The sequence below is a fragment of the Phormidesmis sp. 146-12 genome (assembly GCF_052939495.1).
Window position 1 is genome coordinate 16,160 of the sequence record NZ_JBJPHS010000034.1, and the last position, 18,183, is coordinate 34,342.

At 48.1% G+C, this 18,183-nt stretch carries 14 protein-coding genes and 2 pseudogenes; 7 read left to right on the top strand and 9 right to left on the bottom strand.

The window, feature by feature from the left end; genetic code table 11:
* Positions 1-44 precede the first annotated feature (44 nt).
* Both ACKFKF_RS15655 and ACKFKF_RS15660 read left to right on the top strand, forming a co-directional pair.
* Entirely contained in the window at positions 45-2,153 is a 2,109-nt protein-coding gene (locus ACKFKF_RS15655; RefSeq protein ID WP_446868526.1) for a helix-turn-helix domain-containing protein, read from the top strand.
* Positions 2,154-3,425: 1,272 nt separating this feature from the next.
* Positions 3,426-5,483 (top strand): hypothetical protein, encoded by a 2,058-nt coding sequence (locus tag ACKFKF_RS15660; protein ID WP_446868527.1) that lies wholly within the window; start codon positions 3,426-3,428, stop codon positions 5,481-5,483.
* Between the two features lie 116 nt (positions 5,484-5,599).
* On the opposite strand, the pseudogene ACKFKF_RS15665 reads toward ACKFKF_RS15660, so the two are convergent.
* Positions 5,600-6,220, bottom strand: a pseudogene (locus ACKFKF_RS15665) (IS1 family transposase).
* Between the two features lie 179 nt (positions 6,221-6,399).
* Between ACKFKF_RS15665 and ACKFKF_RS15670 the strand changes: the two are divergent.
* Together ACKFKF_RS15670 and ACKFKF_RS15675 are read left to right on the top strand one after the other, a co-directional pair.
* A pseudogene (locus ACKFKF_RS15670) lies at positions 6,400-7,523 on the top strand (HAD-IC family P-type ATPase).
* Complete coding sequence (locus tag ACKFKF_RS15675; RefSeq protein WP_446868528.1) at positions 7,499-8,209, top strand: cation transporting ATPase C-terminal domain-containing protein; 711 nt, start codon at positions 7,499-7,501, stop codon at positions 8,207-8,209. Before ACKFKF_RS15670 ends, ACKFKF_RS15675 begins: the two are co-directional and overlap by 25 nt.
* A 4-nt stretch (positions 8,210-8,213) precedes the next feature.
* Here ACKFKF_RS15675 and mgtA read toward each other — a convergent pair whose 3' ends face one another.
* The 4 genes from mgtA to ACKFKF_RS15695 form a co-directional block, all read right to left on the bottom strand.
* On the bottom strand, positions 8,214-9,557 hold the full coding sequence (gene mgtA, locus ACKFKF_RS15680; protein ID WP_446868529.1) for a magnesium-translocating P-type ATPase: 1,344 nt from the start codon (positions 9,555-9,557) through the stop codon (positions 8,214-8,216).
* Positions 9,545-10,855, bottom strand: a complete 1,311-nt coding sequence (locus ACKFKF_RS15685; RefSeq protein WP_446868530.1) for an HAD-IC family P-type ATPase — start codon at positions 10,853-10,855, stop codon at positions 9,545-9,547. The genes mgtA and ACKFKF_RS15685 overlap by 13 nt, the downstream gene beginning before the upstream one ends.
* A 309-nt stretch (positions 10,856-11,164) precedes the next feature.
* A complete protein-coding gene (locus ACKFKF_RS15690) occupies positions 11,165-11,872 on the bottom strand; it encodes a Tn3 family transposase (RefSeq protein WP_446868531.1) in 708 nt (235 codons plus the stop codon).
* Positions 11,873-12,802 (bottom strand): IS5 family transposase, encoded by a 930-nt coding sequence (locus ACKFKF_RS15695; RefSeq protein WP_446868572.1) that lies wholly within the window; start codon positions 12,800-12,802, stop codon positions 11,873-11,875.
* Between the two features lie 63 nt (positions 12,803-12,865).
* Between ACKFKF_RS15695 and ACKFKF_RS15700 the strand changes: the two genes are divergently transcribed.
* Complete coding sequence (locus tag ACKFKF_RS15700; RefSeq protein WP_446868532.1) at positions 12,866-13,210, top strand: antibiotic biosynthesis monooxygenase family protein; 345 nt, start codon at positions 12,866-12,868, stop codon at positions 13,208-13,210.
* A 25-nt stretch (positions 13,211-13,235) separates the two neighbouring features.
* On the opposite strand, the gene ACKFKF_RS15705 is transcribed toward ACKFKF_RS15700, so the two are convergent.
* From ACKFKF_RS15705 to ACKFKF_RS15715, 3 genes are read right to left on the bottom strand one after another with little or no spacing between them, the layout of a single operon-like run.
* Complete coding sequence (locus ACKFKF_RS15705) at positions 13,236-14,276, bottom strand: hypothetical protein (protein WP_446868533.1); 1,041 nt, start codon at positions 14,274-14,276, stop codon at positions 13,236-13,238.
* Positions 14,277-14,303: 27 nt separating this feature from the next.
* A complete protein-coding gene (locus ACKFKF_RS15710) occupies positions 14,304-14,933 on the bottom strand; it encodes a response regulator (protein ID WP_446868534.1) in 630 nt (209 codons plus the stop codon).
* On the bottom strand, positions 14,930-16,150 hold the full coding sequence (locus ACKFKF_RS15715) for a sensor histidine kinase (RefSeq protein ID WP_446868535.1): 1,221 nt from the start codon (positions 16,148-16,150) through the stop codon (positions 14,930-14,932). The genes ACKFKF_RS15710 and ACKFKF_RS15715 overlap by 4 nt, the downstream gene beginning before the upstream one ends.
* A gap of 194 nt (positions 16,151-16,344) precedes the next feature.
* Between ACKFKF_RS15715 and ACKFKF_RS15720 the strand changes: the two genes are divergently transcribed.
* Both ACKFKF_RS15720 and ACKFKF_RS15725 read left to right on the top strand, forming a co-directional pair.
* Positions 16,345-16,569, top strand: coding sequence for an alpha/beta fold hydrolase (locus ACKFKF_RS15720; protein WP_446868536.1), 225 nt, complete (start codon positions 16,345-16,347; stop codon positions 16,567-16,569).
* A 132-nt stretch (positions 16,570-16,701) separates the two neighbouring features.
* A complete protein-coding gene (locus tag ACKFKF_RS15725) occupies positions 16,702-17,445 on the top strand; it encodes a MerR family transcriptional regulator (RefSeq protein ID WP_446868537.1) in 744 nt (247 codons plus the stop codon).
* Here ACKFKF_RS15725 and blaOXA read toward each other — a convergent pair.
* Complete coding sequence (gene blaOXA, locus ACKFKF_RS15730) at positions 17,442-18,176, bottom strand: class D beta-lactamase (RefSeq protein WP_446868573.1); 735 nt, start codon at positions 18,174-18,176, stop codon at positions 17,442-17,444. The two genes, ACKFKF_RS15725 and blaOXA, sit on opposite strands and share 4 nt — an antisense overlap.
* Positions 18,177-18,183: the final 7 nt, after the last annotated feature.

The window sequence follows — 18,183 nt, forward strand, 5'->3', positions numbered from 1 at the left end:
AGCTCCAGCAAGGGGGCTGGCACCTGGAGAGAAACGTTATAGACATGGGCGATCATAAACTAAAGCAGCCTGAAACTCAAACCCCTATTCATCCTGATTTCCAGGAGGGGGATGTTCAGCGGGCTGCTCAAGTCGAGTCAGTTACCGAAGAACCCACCTTCACGCTCTTCAGCCACCGGGAATCTCTCAGTAAAGGTGAGCCTTCCAACCCGAATAACGAAAGCCACCTCATCCAAGCAGCCAGAGACAACCTGAACCCTCAGCAAATTGAGGCAACCATTCAGTACCTCCAGAGCAAGTCGAGCTTACTGGAACGGGTCACAATAGAGATTTCCCAGTACTTGATCACTGCTTACAAGGGTAGGTTATCAGCCCAAGCCCAGCCCACGACTAAAAAGGGTTCTGGGAAAACTCTGCCCTCGATTGAAGTTGAGCAAGATGCAACCTCAGGCTCTTTGCAACTAAAAACGAACCTGGATCAAGACGTTCTCCAACAAATCCGCAGCTTAATCGAAGAGTTTTTCGAGAGAAACGAACTTTGGGAGAAAAGCGCTAAGGATATTTGGTCAAACCTGATAGCCTGGGCTGTAGAAGATATGAAGGCGGAGATCGGTGAGACCGCTTTGACATCTCTCAGTCAAGAAGAGTTTTATCTTGAGTTAAACCGTTGCCTGTTCGAGAAAGAATCGCTCTTTATTACCAACAGAATTAACTTTCTGGAAAAGTCCTACGCCGAAAGTATTTCCTACTTAATTGTTCAAGATCTCGATTTACCAAATTATCCTTTATCAGGCTTAGAAAGGCTACTGGGTATCTACCAGAACAATGGAAAAAAACCAGTTCCATCGACTGAGAGAACTTTATCCAAAATTGATTCTGTTGCAGCAATTCCAACTGGTTTACCCATTGTTAGCAGCATCTCTGCACAGCTTAATACTGCATTATGGAAACCTGATGATTCAGGCATTGCTCACTTTCGGTATCACTCAAAAAACAATCAGAGTAATTATTTAGAACACTATATTACAACCCCTGGAGATATTGAAGTACTGCCCTGGGAAGCGGCTGAGCAAATCATCAATAAATTTGGTTTTAATACGGTTAAATTGCAATTCATTTTGGCTGCTCACGCCATGAGGCAGGCGCTTCCCTGGGAAAGCACGTTTACACTCAAAGCCAGCGATATTATTGAAGAATTTGGTTGGGACAAGAACCACAGCACGAGCTTGCCTACCAAGCGGAATGAAGTTGCCAGTATTGCCTATGCGCTCTCCTGTCTGCTCGTGAAAGCTGTCTGGGTTGAAGGTCGGGGCAAAAATCAGGTGGATGCCAGTACGCCCATCGGTCGCATGTGGGAACTGTTGATTGATCCCCACGGACAGTTCGACTGGACAACAGGTAGAATCGACGAGCCAGACGAAGTTTTCATCACCGTCCGCCCTGGCTTATGGACTGCTCATTTTCTTAACCAAGCTGGAAGTAAGGCAAAGGAAGCCCTGTATCAGTTTGGCTACTTGGCGCTGAATATCCTGAAGCTAGACCCGTACCACGATGAGCTAACGCTCAGGTTAGCAATTCATCTGACCCTGGACGTGCGAATTCGTGCTAGAGACCGAAATCCCTACGAGTATCGGGTGAAGACGCTACTGGAAGCGGTTCTACCGACAACGGTGATTCAGGAAGCTCGTCAGAGTAGTGAAAAAGCGCGTAGTTTATTTAACCGATGGAATCATGCTCTGGGACTCTTAGAAAGCCTGGGCTGGCAGCCGGATGATGCTGATCAAGCTGCGGGGTTCTACGTCAAGCCTTACCCAGACTGGTTAGAGCCAGACACCAAAATTAAGAAGCCCAGAGGCTGGATTGAGCAGTGGCTAGAGCAGCGGTTGATCATTAAGCCCCCTAATCCCATCCCTGACCGGATGGCACCCTTAAACGGCTCCCACAAGCGGCAGACCAAGCGCCTGAAGTCTGAACCTCCTGCGCCCTTAAACGGACCTCAAATTAAGGAGGCTCGGAAGGCAAAAGGATGGACGCAGGCAAAACTTGCTGGCACCTTGGGGGTGCATCAAAGCTTGATTGCCAAGATTGAATCGGGCGATCGCCCCATCAGCACCGAACTCGAACCCTCCCTCCGAGAGCTTCTGAGCCTTTGATCTGTCATATTTCACTGATCTTGTCATAAATTAAGCAGTCTTAAACGATCTTCAAACCCCATATCCACAAGGGTTATAGGATTATGACAGACTGATCCAGATGCCCCCATAATTCCTCCGTATGCTTCCATGAACTTGCTGACCACGCTCATCGTGACTGCCAAGGTTTAAGCGGTTTGGGTATGTCATAAATCCTGCTTGTCATAAGCTAAAGTTCTTACAAAATTCGCTTCCAAACTCCCTTCCTATAAGAGTTTGAACCTTATGACAAATCTCTCCAAATGCCACCATTAGCTCTCCGTATGCTCCCATGAACTAACCCGTATGCTCCCATAAAGGAAATTTGAGATCCTTTCAGGAAGAGGCTTTCGGCGTTTTATGACACTCCGATCAGTCTGATAAGACTGATCCTGCTGCAAGCGCGAATTTAGAAAGTTTGTCATAATTTACCCGCAGCCACGTTATAGACATGCGTACTGGTGGCAAAACCCTTAAGGAAAAGGAGGTTGGAGGAATTCAAAGGCTAACAAATTCAATTCCGTTTCTTATCGTTAGAGCAAATCTTCAGTTACCAGCATTTTGAGAAGGCTGCAACTGAACAGTGGCTATTTGTCAAGCTAGCCCAGGTGGCAGAGGTAGCTGTTGTTTAATCCGATCTTCAATTTGATCTGGTTCTCTGTGACTCGGCTCTGCAAATGACTAGGACAAACTATCGTGCATCTTAGTCTGTCCTAAGTTCATGTAAATCATGGAAACAGTTACAGGGAGGTAAGTGGCACCCCAGCTATCATCTAAGACTTCACCATTGACTCACAACAGAAAACCGGGACAGAGCCTCGCCAAAGCCTCTTCACATCCCGGTTTCCTAGCCGTTTCTGAAACAAGCTTTGGATTTCAAAACCAAGCTTCAGAATTGGTGGGGTACTTTTGTGCATCTACATTTAGGATACTACCTCTATCGCAATGTGCAAGAGGTAGCAGGGTTATTTATGCAAATTTTTCCTGTCATTTTGCAAAAACTCGTAGTTTTGCCAGTGAGCAGGTTGCTAAATCCCATGCACACAAACCGTTACACCTGAAAGCTTTAACGGTTTAACCCCTACTTAAGCTAAAGAAATCAGCGGCTAGAGAAATCGGCAATATCGCCTTGGGCAGAAAGCTAGGACAGCGCAATTGGTCAAATGCGAAGTCTGGGTAGGCTTTCTGACTCACCTCTACACTCTCTGTGGCTATGGCTAAACTGTCCCGGCTCCACTTATCTAAGGAGCCGCTATGATTCTTGCGAAAACAGTAAACTTCAACCAATTCCAGTACATCCAGGAGTGGGATGACGAGTTTCTCTCGCTTTTTCTCCATCGCTATGACTACATTTGGGCAGAGCATCCAGATCCAAAAGGCAAGGTTGAGTGGAAGACTGAGAGCCGCCATCCCCTGAGCGATCGCTTGATCCACCAGGGAGCCTTTCTTTACGGCGTTCGCTTTGGTGCGGAAACTCAATATTGCTTACTGGATATTGATGCAGGCAGCATTTACCACCCCAAACGAGATCCCTTCGCTATCTCTCGCATCTTGGCGGAACTTGAACCACTGGGGTTAGTCAGCTATATCGCCTGCACCTCCAGCTACAGCGGTGGGATTCACCTCTATTTCCCGTTTGAACAACCTCAGAAAACCTGGGAACTATCCCTCGCACTGCAAGCTGTTTTGGAGAACGGAGGTTTGAAGCCAGCTCTTGGACAACTGGAACTTTTCCCGAATGTCCGGTTGTTCGTCACGGAGGGAACTCCCAATCTGTATGCTGCCCATCGGTTGCCCATGCAAGCAGGTTCCTACATCTTGAGTGATGACTGGGAGTTGACCAACAGCAACCAAACGACTTTTGTGCAACAGTGGCGATTTGCCCAACGCCGTAATGATATCAATGCCAAAATCCTTCAACGGGTACTCAAAGCAGCCAGACGCAAACGCTACTGCCTTTCTGGTAAAGCGGACAAGTTCCTCAATGACCTGAATGCCGACATCGAAGCCGGTTGGAGCGGCTCTGGACAGACTAATTATCTCCTGGGTCGGATTGCCATGCGGAGCTACATCTTTGGGCATTTGCTGTACGGGTGTGAACCGCTGGCAGGCAAAGCACTGGTGAATGACATCGTGCGAGTTGCTGAATCCCTCCCTGGGTATGAAGAGTGGTGTCGCCACCAAAGTGAAATTGAGCATCGGGCGGAAGAGTGGGCGCAGTGTGTAGAAGCCAGCCATTATTTCCCTTTTGGGCAATCCAAGCAAGCTCCCACAGAACTCATTACAGCGACAGACGAAGAGGCGCTGACCTGGAATCAGCAGCGATCGCAGGCAGCACGAGAACGGATTCGCCAAGCGATCGCCGACTTACTGAACAAAGGCACTCTGCCTGCTAATGCAACCGCCCGGTTTCATACCCTCACCAGCTACGGCATCGGTGGGGGTTCCCTCTATCGGCATCGTGACCTCTGGCATCCCGCGCACCTTGTGGAAAACCCCCCAGACCCCCCAAACACATTAACAGTCTCCTCAATAGATTGCGCTGGAGGCGCATCTATTGAGAAAAGCCTTGTAAGCTTATTATCCAAAAATGACGGTAATAGCCTAACCAGTAATAGCTTCAAGGATTCTTTAGGGGCTGATCACTCTCTAACAGACGGTAATCGCTTGCTAGATAAGGAAGTGAGCGAGTTCGTTAGTGCTGATTCCCCAAGTTACTCACCAGATCAGCAGGGAGAATTAGAAGGAATTCGCTATGTTCAACAGATTCTGTTCGAGATTCAGGAACAGAACCAGGCTGACCGGGAAGCAGCGAAACAGACACAAGGCAAGCCGTGCAAACGGGAGGAGGCTAAAGCCGCGCAAATTCAGCGAATGCAGCAGTATTGGGATTCCGGCGATCCAATCTTGATAGCAGAGGCACAGCAGTGGGCAAGTTCCAATCCAGGTATTCTGAATATTCCTGAACCCCGTGACCAACCCCAGCAAAGAGGAACCGAGGGATTGACAGATCTTCCGATGGGAAAGGCGCTGCTGCGACAAGTAGAGCATTTGGCTCGGCCGGCGATCAGTTTAGGGGAATTTGAGCAGGAGACAGCAGAACCAATCGATGAAGAGAGTTTAGAGGTTGCAGACCTTTCAGATGTCTTGGCGCAAATCAGCGTCCATCGGCAACGGTTGGGCTGGACAACCGTTCAAGTTAGGGAGGCACTCAACCACCGCTTTGGTAAAATCAGTCAGGCGATGCTGACAGACTCAGAGTTGATGGAGTGGTTGAGTTGGTTACAGGGACTGGGGCGATCGCGAAGTTAGTCCAATATCTGAGCTACCAAGGAACGAAAGCGTTCGTTAAGAAAAAAGGGCGTTGCTGAAACTGTAATGGATTAGACTTGCACAGGAACTGTCCCATACTTCAAATAGTCAAGCAGTCAGCGAAGTGAACATTTCAACATCTCAACCGATTTGGAGTAACACAAGGTTTTGCGGTGCAATCGCGCCAAGTAATGCCGCAGGCGGGCATTCTCCTCCTCCACGCGAGTCCTGTAGGTCTTGCTGACGATCTGATCCCTCTCCTCAATGAACATCGCATAGACCTTCCACCCGGCGGTCACGTAGAAAAAACAGTGCCAGCACTGGACAATTAGCCATAAGACCTGGAAGGTTGCGGCACTGCGATCGCCTATCACCCAGGTGAGAATTCCCACTTGCTTGTGGTTAACGGCTGTCCAAATCCAGACTTTGTTACGCTGGTTTCCCACGAAAGTTTGCAGTTCATCCAGGTCGGTGACTTCTGGGATTTCTTCCGCTTCAGGAGCATCAGGCAGTCAATGTCCCGCTGCTCGAATCCAGTGCATCACAGTGGTGTGATGAATCTCGGTGACGCGCTCGATCCCGCGCAATCCCATGCCATTGAGATACATTTTGATGCACAGTTGTTTGACATCATCCGAGTAAGCCCAAGGGCGGTACGATTCGAGAAATTGGCGACCGCACTGCTTACACTTGTAGCACTGGGTAGTCCTAAACAGGTAAGGATGCGTTGTAGTCATGGATAAGGGACTTGCAATTTAATAATGTACCAATCACGAAAGTCTAGATTTGTGTGTTGCTGTCAACTATCTGGTACTTTATTTTCTCGCTCGTCCCTTATTCACCTCACAGCTTCCTCAACTTTTGGACTTAACATCAAGGCGGACTTGACTTTTTTATTTGAAAAAGCGGAATCAAGATGTTTCAAGATGCTCTCAACCCGACTCCTGGCTTATCTGAGCAAGAAGCACTCGCTCGGCTCAAACACGATGGCTACAATGAATTGCCCTCGGCTCAATCTTGCAGTCTTTGGTTGATCGCTTGGGACACCATTCAAGATCCGATCTTCCTCCTGCTGGTCGGCGGTGGTGTCATTTATCTAATTTTAGGTGACGTGCAGGAAGCCGTGATTTTGCTCGGTTTCGTCTTTTTCATTATGGGAATCAGCCTGTATCAAGAAGGCAAGACCGAACATGCTCTAGAAGCGTTGCGCGATCTATCGAGTCCTCGTGCGTTGGTGATTCGAGATGGAGTGCGAAAACGAATTGCAGGGCGAGAAGTCGTGCAGGGAGATCTCCTGGTGTTGGCAGAAGGCGATCGCGTCCCGGCGGATGCGATCGTGCTGGATTGCACCAATCTCTCAACCGATGAGTCATTGTTAACTGGAGAATCTTTGCCCGTTCGCAAGGTTGTTGCGGTGGGCGAGGTGAAGATGGCGCGTCCAGGAGGAGAGGCAACGCCGTTTGTCTATTCTGGAACGTTAGTGGTTCAGGGACGGGAATCGTTCAAGTTCAAGCGATCGGCGCTCAGACAGAGATGGGCAAGATTGGCAATGCCCTACAGAACGTGAAGCCAGAAGCAACTGCATTACAGCGGGAAATGACGCGGTTGGTGAGTCGTTTGTTTGGCGTTGCGCTATTTTTGTGTGTTGCGATCGTCATCGTTTATGGACTGACGCGAGACGACTGGCTTAAAGGAGTCCTCGCAGGAATTACATTAGCGATGGCAATCTTGCCGAATGAATTTCCGGTAGTGGTGACAATTTTTCTAGCCTTAGGCGCTTGGCGCATTTCCCAAAAACAAGTCTTAGCGCGTCGGGCTTCCGCTGTTGAAACTTTGGGTTCCACAACTGTGCTGTGTGTGGATAAAACGGGAACGTTAACGCTCAATCAAATGGCGGTGCAACAGCTATTGCCCTACATCCATTTAGAACACCCGTATGATGTGAGTTTGCATTCCAAAGAGCCGCTGCCCGAAGCCGTACATGAACTGGTCGAGTTCTGTATCGAGGTACAGATGTGGCGCGTGAGTCTGCGGCATTAGTGTTACTGGAGGATGATTTTTCGTCGATCGTAAAAGCAGTCAAACTCGGACGGCGAATTTTTGACAATCTCCGCAAAGCAATGGCGTATCTGCTCGCGATTCATATTCCGATCGCTGGAATGTCTCTGATTCCCGTGTTGTTTAAGTTGCCCTTAGTGTTACTTCCGGTTCACGTTGCTTTTCTACACTTGATTATTGATCCTGCTTGTTCGATTGTTTTAGAAGCCGAACCCGCAGAAGCGAATGTGATGAATCGTCCTCCTCGCAATTCTAAAGAGCCGTTGTTTGGTAGGAAAACGTTGGGGTTAGCAGTGTTGCAAGGCAGCGGAATTTTAGCGATCGTGCTGGCGATTTTTGTGATCACACTCTATCGCGGACAAGGAGAACTTGATGCTCGCGCGTTAACGTTCACCACATTGATTCTGGCAAATTTAGGCTTAATTCTGAGTGAACGGTCTTCATCGCGCCTTAGTCTCAAAGTCCTACAATCCCCCAATGCTGCATTGTGGTGGGTCATCGGAGGGGGGCTATTTTTTCTTGCGATCGTGCTTTATATTCCCTTTTTGCGCCAATTGTTCAGTTTCTCATTTCTGCATCCGATCGATCTGGCAATCTGTTTCGCAGGTGGAGCAATCAGCTTACTCTGGTTTGAGCAGTTGAAGTGCTTCAATAAAAACACAAGATAGCAACTTAGTCATAACTATACTTTTTGATAAACCAGGTTTTGACAAACTGCGTTAGCACACAGTAGCTCGATAGAATCAATACTAACCAGAGAAAGTAACTGGCAGGCAACGGAACAAAGCCTAAGCTAGCGCCGATCGGCGAAAACGGCAGACTTATTCCGATCGCCATAATCGTGAGCGTCAGCAACAACATCGGTAACGCGGGTCGGCTTTGAATCATTGGGATCTTGGCAGTGCGAATGATGTGAACAATCAACGTTTGTGTCAGCAGACTTTCCACAAACCAACCCGTTTGAAATAATGCCTGTTCCTGCACCGTATTCGCCCCGAACACAAACCACATCACTGCATAAGTCACATAATCAAAAATCGAACTCATTGGACCAATGTAGATCATAAACCGCTGGATGTTCCCAATCTGCCATTTGCGCGGTTTCGTCAAATACTCTGCATCTACATTGTCAAACGGAATCCCGGTTTGGGAAAAGTCATACAGCAGATTATTGATCAAAATCTGGACAGGCTGCATCGGCAAGAAGGGTAACAAGGCACTCGCGCCCAACACACTGAACATATTGCCAAAATTGGAACTCGTGCCCATCTTGATGTATTTCATGATGTTAGCAAAGGTTTTGCGCCCCTCAATCACGCCTTGATCTAGCACTAACAAGCTCTTTTCTAACAGAATGATACCGGCGGATTCCTTCGCAATGTCTACAGCCGTATCCACCGAGATCCCCACATCAGCGGTTCGGAGTGCCGCAGCATCATTGATGCCATCGCCCATAAATCCAACAATGTGTCCCTTGCGTCGTAGCACTTCGATCACTCTCGCTTTTTGTATCGGAGAGAGTTTAGCAAACACAGTTGTCGTTTCAGCAAGGGCAGTGAGTTCATCATCTGAAAGCGTCTCGATTTCGTTGCCTAATAGAATGTGGTGAACATATAAGCCCACATCTTTACAGATTTTGCGGGAAATAATCTCATTGTCCCCCGTCAAAACTTTGACCTGAACCCCATGTCGATCGAGCGCCTTCAATGCCGCTGCCGCAGAATCTTTGGGCGGATCGAGGAAAGCAATAAACCCCATTAGAATTAGGTCACGTTCATCCGCAACAGAGTACTGAGTTTGATCCAGCGGAAGTTCTTTGTAAGCAACAGCAACGACTCGAAAGCCATCTTCGTTTAGCTCTCGCTTCAGTTGGGTAACTTGCTGATTGATCGTTTCGTCGATCGAGAGAATCTGATCTCCGACTTTGGCTTGAGTACTCACTTGAAGAATTTCTTCAACGGCTCCTTTGCAAATTAGCTCATGGTGATGTTGTTGTTCTTCGACTACAACAGACATTCGCCGAGCACATCAATATGTTCTAGTACCGCAACATCAAGGAGGTTCTTTAACCCGGTTTGATAGTAGCTATTGAGATAGGCGAACTCCAGCACCGTATCATCTTCGTCACCCTTGATGTTCAGATGTCGCTTGAGGACAATCTTATCTTGAGTTAGGGTTCCTGTCTTATCGGTACAAAGAATGTCCATTGCTCCAAAGCTTTGAATCGCATCCAGGTTTTTGACAATCACCTTCTTGTCGGACATCGCGATCGCGCCTCGCGCCAAGTTCGCCGTAACAATCATCGGTAACATTTCTGGAGCTAACCCAACCGCAACCGAGAGCGCAAAAAAGAACGCTTCAATCCAGGTACCTTTGACCAATCCATTGATTAAAAAGACTACGGGAGCCATGACCAACATAAAGCGCAACAGCAAAAAGCTGACCCCATTCACGCCTTTGTCAAAGCTAGTCATCGCTTTTTGACCAACAACCGTTTTGGCGATCGAGCCAAGATACGTATTTCCGCCTGTCTCGACCACGATCGCCATTCCTGTCCCACTGACAATGGTTGTCCCCATGAAACATAGATTCGTCAGTTCTAGAGGATTGTTGAGTGCAGATTCCTCATCGGGCAAAATGGCGTGTTTCTCGATCGGTAAGGATTCGCCTGTCAGCGTTCCTTGGCTCACAAATAAATCTCTTGCGGAAAGCACTCGCACATCCGCCGGAATCATATCTCCAGCAGAAAGATGCACCACATCTCCAGGCACAAGAAACTTGATTGGAATGTCTTGCTGTTGGGTTTCACTTGGCGGATGATGCGGGATCTCGCCAATTTGAGGTCGATCGCTTCGGCTGACCATCGCGGTATTCGTGACCATTTCTCTCAGCTTGGTAGCGGCAAGGCTAGAGCGAAACTCTTGAGAAAACCGCAGCAGAACACTGAACACGACGATGAGCAAGATAATGGCAGCGGCTCTAGCATCACCCGTTACCAGTGAAATCAATGCCAGCGTGATTAACAGAATCACCAGTGGATTGTAAAACGTTTTGAAGAATTGAACGTACCACTTCGGCAGTTTCTCGTTCGCAATTTCATTCAGCCCATACTGCTCGATTCGTCGCTGGGATTCTTGTAGACTTAATCCCACCGGAGAAGAAGATAGCGATCGCAGCACAGTTTCCACGTCAGCTTGAGCCATCTTGACCAAGATTTGTGAAACTTTGGCAGGTGAACCCGCTGTGACTTTAGGCTGCCCGCTGTGATTCAGTAGCCGTCCTAAAGCCTGCTTGAGAAAATTATGGGTTGCCATAGGAGTGATTTAGACAGATGCTTATAACCTAGCTGGAACCGACTCCACTTTCCATTGCAGTTAATCAGATTCATCGCAGCAATTCCAAATTCAGATTTTGACAACCTGGTCAGTGACTAGGAGGATAGAGAAGTATATCATCAGGGTCAAATCATGGAGTCGCAACCGCTCAGTTTTGGGGTGTTAATGTCGTATCTGAATCGAGCGATTGCTGGACTGAGAGATCCTCGCCAACCCAGTAACGGGTATGGCAACGATTCGTGTAATTTCCTATCATGAGGGGCAACAAAGGCTGAGTAGGAGAGGGTTTCAGGGTTTGAGATCTTGTACTACTGGAGTCTCATAATCGATGGGTGGCGGGCACCGATTGAGGTTGAGGTCATAGCGCCCAAAACGGTTAACGTGTTGTGTCCAGTAAGGACTCAGAGCCGCTACTGCCTCCACTTCCACAGGATAGCCCTCTTGCATCAACTCATTGAGGATGCGGCTAATCTCAAAGACATTGTAGAAAATCAAGCAATTTGCCACCAGATGATTGTAGCGAATCATTTTGCGCTGCTCCTCTCGATTATTCGCACTCAGAACCCCCTCACCGCCAAAGGACAGCCATTGCACAAAGTTATTGAAAGATTCACTTTTATTCGTTGCCGCCTGAATTGTCGCTCGTAACTGCGCGTCATTGAGATACTGGAGCAGAAAACCTGTTCTAACCGCACAGCCTAAGCTATGAAAAGCCTGGTAAAGCTTGTTCTTGCTACTATTAGTGCTCAACTTTCGCAGCACCGTTGAAGCATTGCACTTTCCCATTTTAACCGAAAGCGCTACCCGTAACATATCCGGCAAATAGGTTTCAATTAACTCCCAATTAACCGTATCTGTGAACAGAGAATCAACATGACGATAACAACGTGCAGAAGCATGAGGACGATAGAACGTTAAATCCTTCCAGTTACGAATGCGAGGGGCTTTGTTGCATGAATCACAAAAAGGCAGACATCGGCTTGAACGAGCGAACAACTAAGCTTCAATTTGATAGCTATCGGGCTTCGCGATCTGGATCAAGCGATTGAGCGCGGCACATTTGATGAACAATTCCACCGCTTGATTGTCGAACTTGCGCGAATGCACACTGCCGTCAAAAATCGTCTTGAACCGAAACATGGTGGTTTCCGCGATCGATCGCCGATGATAGTTGCTTTCTTGCTTCCAAGCTTTGCGTCCAACTTTGCGGAGGCGTCGAAGATTCTCATCTCGGTTGTGGCGTTCTGATTTGCAATTGCCATGCTGCCAGATTTTCGCGCCGCGTCGCGGGGGGATGGTTGCCCTGGCTTTGCGGTCTCGAATCGCGTCATAGCATTGCTTTTGGTCATAGGCTCCATCTCCTGAAACCTGGTCGATCTCGCCCTCAATTTGGTCAAGTAACTCTGGTAACATCTGTCCGTCACCCAGGTCATTGCTGGTCACGGTCGCCGCTAAAATCTCGCCTGTTTGTTCATCCACACCCAGATGCAGTTTGCGCCAAGTCCGCCGTTTACTGATGCCATGTTGCCGGGTCTTCCATTCTCCCTCGCCATACACTTTCACCCCCGTTGAATCCACCACCACATGCCTTGCTTCGGTTTTCGCTCGCACCGGCAGGTCGATCGATAATTTGCCCAGTCGCCGCGACACCGTACTGTGGTCAGGCACCGGCAGGTCGATGCCCATCAATTCAAACAGCGATTCGACAAACCCCTGGCACTGCCGTCCAGCTAAACCGTATATCGCGCTCAGCGTCGCGATCGTTTGGATGGCTAAGTCGCTATAAAACACCGAGGCTCCAGGATTCCCGCTCAACTTCGGCACGATCCAGGATTCTAGAACCCGGTCTTCGATCCAGAATGTCAGGCTTCCTCTTTGCTTCAAGCCAGCGTTATATTCAGACCCGTTGCGGATGCGGTAGCTCATGGCTGTAAAGGTTTGTCGGTGGTACTGCAACCCTATCACATCGCCGCTCCGCAACTCTTATTCATGCAACAACGCCAAAATCAATTCTTCACGGTTCTGATTGAATTTGAAGTCACTCCATCACAGCAACAGGCATTTATTGATGCGATCGCTGATCAAGTTGAACAGTACTTCAAAAATTATGCTGGGTTCATTTCTGCCAGTTTCCATGCCAGTGAGGATGGAAAGCGGGTTGTCAACTACGCGCAATGGCACTCAAAAGAGGCTTGGCAGAACTCATTTGAAGCATCTGGTCGAAATGAAGTTCAGGTGGCAATCAACGAGGTGATTAACCACTATAGTGTTAAGACTCTTACCGTCGAACCCTTTCAAGTTAAGCGAGTGATTGAAGTATGTACGAACGTCTAGAATCTTGTCGTTTGCCTTGAAGAATTCAAGCCTTCTCAGCATTTGTCTGGTATGCGGTATGATTAGCGATTGCAAGCAGCACAATCGCCCCGATCGCGAGGATGCCATTGCCGATCAAATCAACAACGCCTTTAGAACCGATCGTCGGAACTTGAGGGAACCCATACCAGGCATAGGTCAGCAATGCTCCACCTGCAAGGGCTAACTGGTGAGCATTTCCCCATCCTGTCGGTTCCTGCGGAGTTGCGCTTTGCGCTAATCGTGACCACTGAGAGATAAGTTTGATCATCAGAGCATAGAGCGCAAGGTACATCCCAACGAGTACCCAGCCAGGAACGAAATCAACCACTAAATTGGATGCCATAAACACACTCGACGTGAGCAGCGAAACTAGACCCACAACTCTCGGACTAGGCGCTTTGCCAGTGAGCCGCGATTGGCTCCGCCAAGCTCCGAAGGATCGCGGATATGGACGAACTTTAAAGGCAAAAACGACAATGGAGACGATCGCGATCGCAGTCCCAATCAACTGTGGCGGAGAGGCTAGAAAATTTTCCTGGAAATAGACAAAGAAAGCGGTTAAGGCTGAACCCACGAAAAATAGAAGGGTCGTGACTGCTAAACCGACTTTGCCTAACCAGGGAGTTGTTCTACGGTTGGGAACGAAGGTTTCAACCAGTGTGATCGACACACTCGTACTCCAAACGGTATGTAAGGTCAACACCATCAGCGTCCACCATGCACCCATGCCAATAGCAGGAATATAGGCAGTAGCAAGTAGGTTGAAGCCGAAAAACGAGGGGTTGAATAACGTTTGATTGACGAGTCCTTCTACAATCACAGCATATGCTAATCCAAGTAAGATCATCGTCCGCCAGCCCCGTTTAGTACGGCGTGTAACTTCGCGGATCAAAAGTGCGCCACCCCCATACATTGTTGAAGCTAATGGCAACCCGACAGGTAGCAGCACATCAATCGACATATTCCCTAACAGAAATTCCCCAACCAAGGGTGAGAGAAAGAACAGTCCGATCGCAGGTGCAATCCGTTTCAAAGTCTTCAGCATCTGTAAAAAATCCTCAATACCCTACTTTTATAATGTCTGTTGTGCCCATAGAGCCGCTTGGAGCCGACTGGAAACACCGAGTTCACCTAAGATGCGAGTGATGTGGTTCTTGACGGTTCCTTCGGAAATGAAGAGATGCTTTGCAATGTCACGATTGCTGAGTCCTTGAGCAATCAGATTTAGAACTTCGAGTTCGCGATCGCTAAATTGCACATTTTGAGCTTCTGATAGAGGTGTCACAAGCCGCATCTGAGAAAAGATTTTTGCCGCGATCGTGGGACTGAGTTGACTGTATCCTTCAAAGGCAGAATGAATTGCCGCTGCAAGTTGTTTGGCAGGAGTATTTTTGAGCAAATAGCCCAAAGCACCCTGATTCAAACATTGCTGAACGTATTGATCATCATCAAAGGTTGTTAATACGAGAATCCGAATCCAAGGGTAGCGTTGATGAATTTCGCGAGTTGCCTGCACACCGTCGCAAATCGGCATCTGAACATCCATCAAAATGACATCCGGTTGTAGCGATTGAGCGAGTGCGATCGCTTCTTGACCATTGCTGGCTTGCCCGACAATTTCTAAATCGGGTTGGAGCGAGAGTAAGTCTGCTAGGGATTGACAAAAACTAAGATGATCATCAGCGATCAGTAGACGAATCATTGCGGAACCCTCACTTGTAGCCGTGTTCCTTGTTGTAGAATACTTTCAATCTGAAACTGTCCGCCTAAGATCTCAACTCGTTCTCGAATGCCTCGCAGTCCAAATCCAGTCGGTGGATCGCTGAGATCGAACCCGCGTCCATTATCTTCTAATTCCAGAACAATCTGATTTTCACCGTCAGTCCCCATGTGTAAGCGAACCTGTGAGGCTTGAGCATGTTTGCGGATGTTTGTGAGTCCTTCTTGCACGATCGCATAAAGTTGATGACTGGTTTGCAGAGACAACGTTGGAAGCTTGACCTGCCAATCGATCGATAGTTCAGGACAACTAACTGCACTCGTGCGCTTGAATTGTTCAATCAATTGTTCCAGTCGAAGGGTCAGGTCAATGTGATCTTGACGAAAGGCTTGCAAGGAATAGCGAACATTTTGAAGGCATTGATCCGCAACTTGCTTGATCGAATCGAGCGATCGCAGTGCTTTTTCTGGGTGATGGTCTCGCAAAGTCTGAGCCAGTTCGAGTTTGACACCGAGATCGGTTAATGAATGTCCAAGTGAGTCATGAATTTCGCGAGCAATCCGAGTCCGTTCTAGTTTGGTGGCTAAAGCATCCACTTCTTGAGCCAGTTTCTCGGCTCTGTGGCGCGTTGTTTGTTCTTGATGCAAAACGATGCTGAGCAAAATGATGAAGGCATTGAAGGCGACGAAGGTGGCTTGTTGCGGTACTAGGTCTAACAAGACATCATCGATCCTATAGCCTTGAGGTAGAAAATCACACTTTTGGACTGTTGCCAGAAAGGTCTGAAACGTCGCAGATGTTGTAACAAACCAAAAACCTCCAATCATGTAAACAATTCCCGCTACAACGGATAAAACGATCATTTCTTGCATTCGTAACAAGAAGCAGCTTTTCGCTACAAACACGAAAAAGAGATTGTAGAACCCTCCCGGAGCGGCAAGCGATTGAGCGATCATCAGAAGCAGCATTTCACCACAGAGATAAAGCCGCCTTTGCCACATCGGACGATGGATTGGAAAGCTCAGACTCAATGCAAAGAATATGCCTAAAATTGTGAGGAGTAACAGCGGGATTTGAATCTGAGGGACTTCATGTTGGTACGGTCTGTAGAGACGAACGATAATTGCTAAAGCGATCGATAGAAGTAATAGCCATTCTGTCCAACGAAAAATCCAGCGAAACAGGCGGGAGGAGTGCATAGGTCAAGTACATCAGGATCTCAATGTTATTCCCTGTCCCAGTCAGAGCTAATTCATTCTTTCATCATGGGCTAAAATTGCTCCGACGTGCCCTGACGAAAGTCACAAAATAAGCGATCGCATTGTGCAATCTGCCAAAGCTGAGATCGCTACATTAGGATGAAATGACAAGAACGCGATGGATCGGGTATCGTATGGAAAGTAAACAGATTAGTAACAACGGAGTGCATCTTTTTTCAGAATCCTTTGGTTCTCCAGAGGACATTCCAATCTTATTAATCATGGGAGCAATGGCTTCAGGCGTTTGGTGGTCGGAAGCGTTCTGTTGTCAGTTAGCTGCTGCGGGACGATACGTGATTCGTTACGATCACCGGGATACTGGACGCTCAACCAGCTATGAACCAGGAACTGCATCCTGACGATTGGTTCACGATCGTTGAGGCAATCGAGCAGCACACAGCATCATGACGCAACTTTTTCGCATTGCCCCTTGACTCTGACGTAGCGTGAGGCTTCTACCATAGGGTCATGAATTGAGCGGAGAGGAGAAAATGTCAGCGATAACCAACGGTAACGCAACCGGATTCAAAGTCGGCGACCTCGCCAAACAAACTGGAGTTTCAGTGAGGACGTTGCACTATTACGATGAGATTGGCTTACTATCGCCATCTCAGCGCACGGAGGCAGGCTATCGCGTCTACGGCGAAGATGACATTATTCGCTTGCAGCAGATTGTCTCACTACGGCAGATTGGCTTTTCTCTAGAACAGATCCGGGATTGTCTAGGACAAGAGCAGTTCTCACCGCATCATGTGGTGCAGTTGCATCTGTCGCAATTGAGAGAACAGATGGCACTCCAGCAGCAGCTTTACACCAAGCTTGAATCCATTTTGGCTCATTTACAAGCGGCTGAAACAATCTCAATTCATGAATTTGTGCAAATTATCGAGGTGACAACCATGATTGGAAAATACTACACGTCAGAACAACAGGACTATCTCAAAGCGAGAGCGGAACAGATTGGACAGGAGCAAATTCGGCAAGTTGAGGCAGAATGGCAAGATCTGATCGAGCAAGCGCGCACTGCAATGGCAAACGGGATTGATCCATCCGATGAATCGGTGCAAGTTCTGGCACGACGATGGAGATCGCTGATCGAAGAATTCACAGGCTGCGATCCTGAAATTGCGCGATCGCTGAACACGATGTATCAGCAAGAAGGATCTGAAGCTGCTAGCCGAGGTGCAGTCGATACTGCTTTAGCCGCGTACATGAGCCGTGCGATGCAATGCTAGAGCAACCCTAATGCTTTGAAGCTCCGGCGAGTCAGTTCTAATCGCTTTGGAGCTTCTTTTGCACTGGGCATGATGATATTCGTCGCAAAGAAGTACACATTGTTATTTTGTTCTAAATACCCAACAATCCAACCCACGTTGGGCTTCACCGAATCGATCCAGCCTGTTTTACCTCGCAAGGTATAGTTTGGAGTGCGCTCAATGACCATCATGTCTTTGACGAGATCGATCGTGCGTTGTGAAAAGGGTAAATCATTGCGTTCCAGGCGTTGCAGAAATTCGATCTGCTGCTTGGGCGTAGTTTGTAGCGGTCCCTCTAACCAGAAGCGATCAATTTGGTTCTCGGCTCCAATTTGACGGTTGCCATAGTTGACCTGCTGAACAAACTTTTGCATTCGGTCATGCCCATTTTTACGTGCCAGCACTTGATAAAACCACACGGTGGAATCCTTAAACGCTTGACGTAAGTTCGTATCGCGATTCCAAGCCGGAATCGATCGCACAATGCCATCCCAAGTGAACACAGTGACATCATCTCGAATCACTCCAGTCTCTAGCGAAATCAAAGCATTCAGGATTTTGAAAGTACTGCCAGGAAAGAAGGCGGTGCGGTTGCGTGAGGGGTTGTGTTCATAGAAGCGATCGCGGTTTTTATCGTAGATGACGATCGCGCCGTCGATGCCCAACTCTTGGAAGGCTTTGCTAAGATTGGGAGCCTGTGCTGTCTGAATTTGCTCA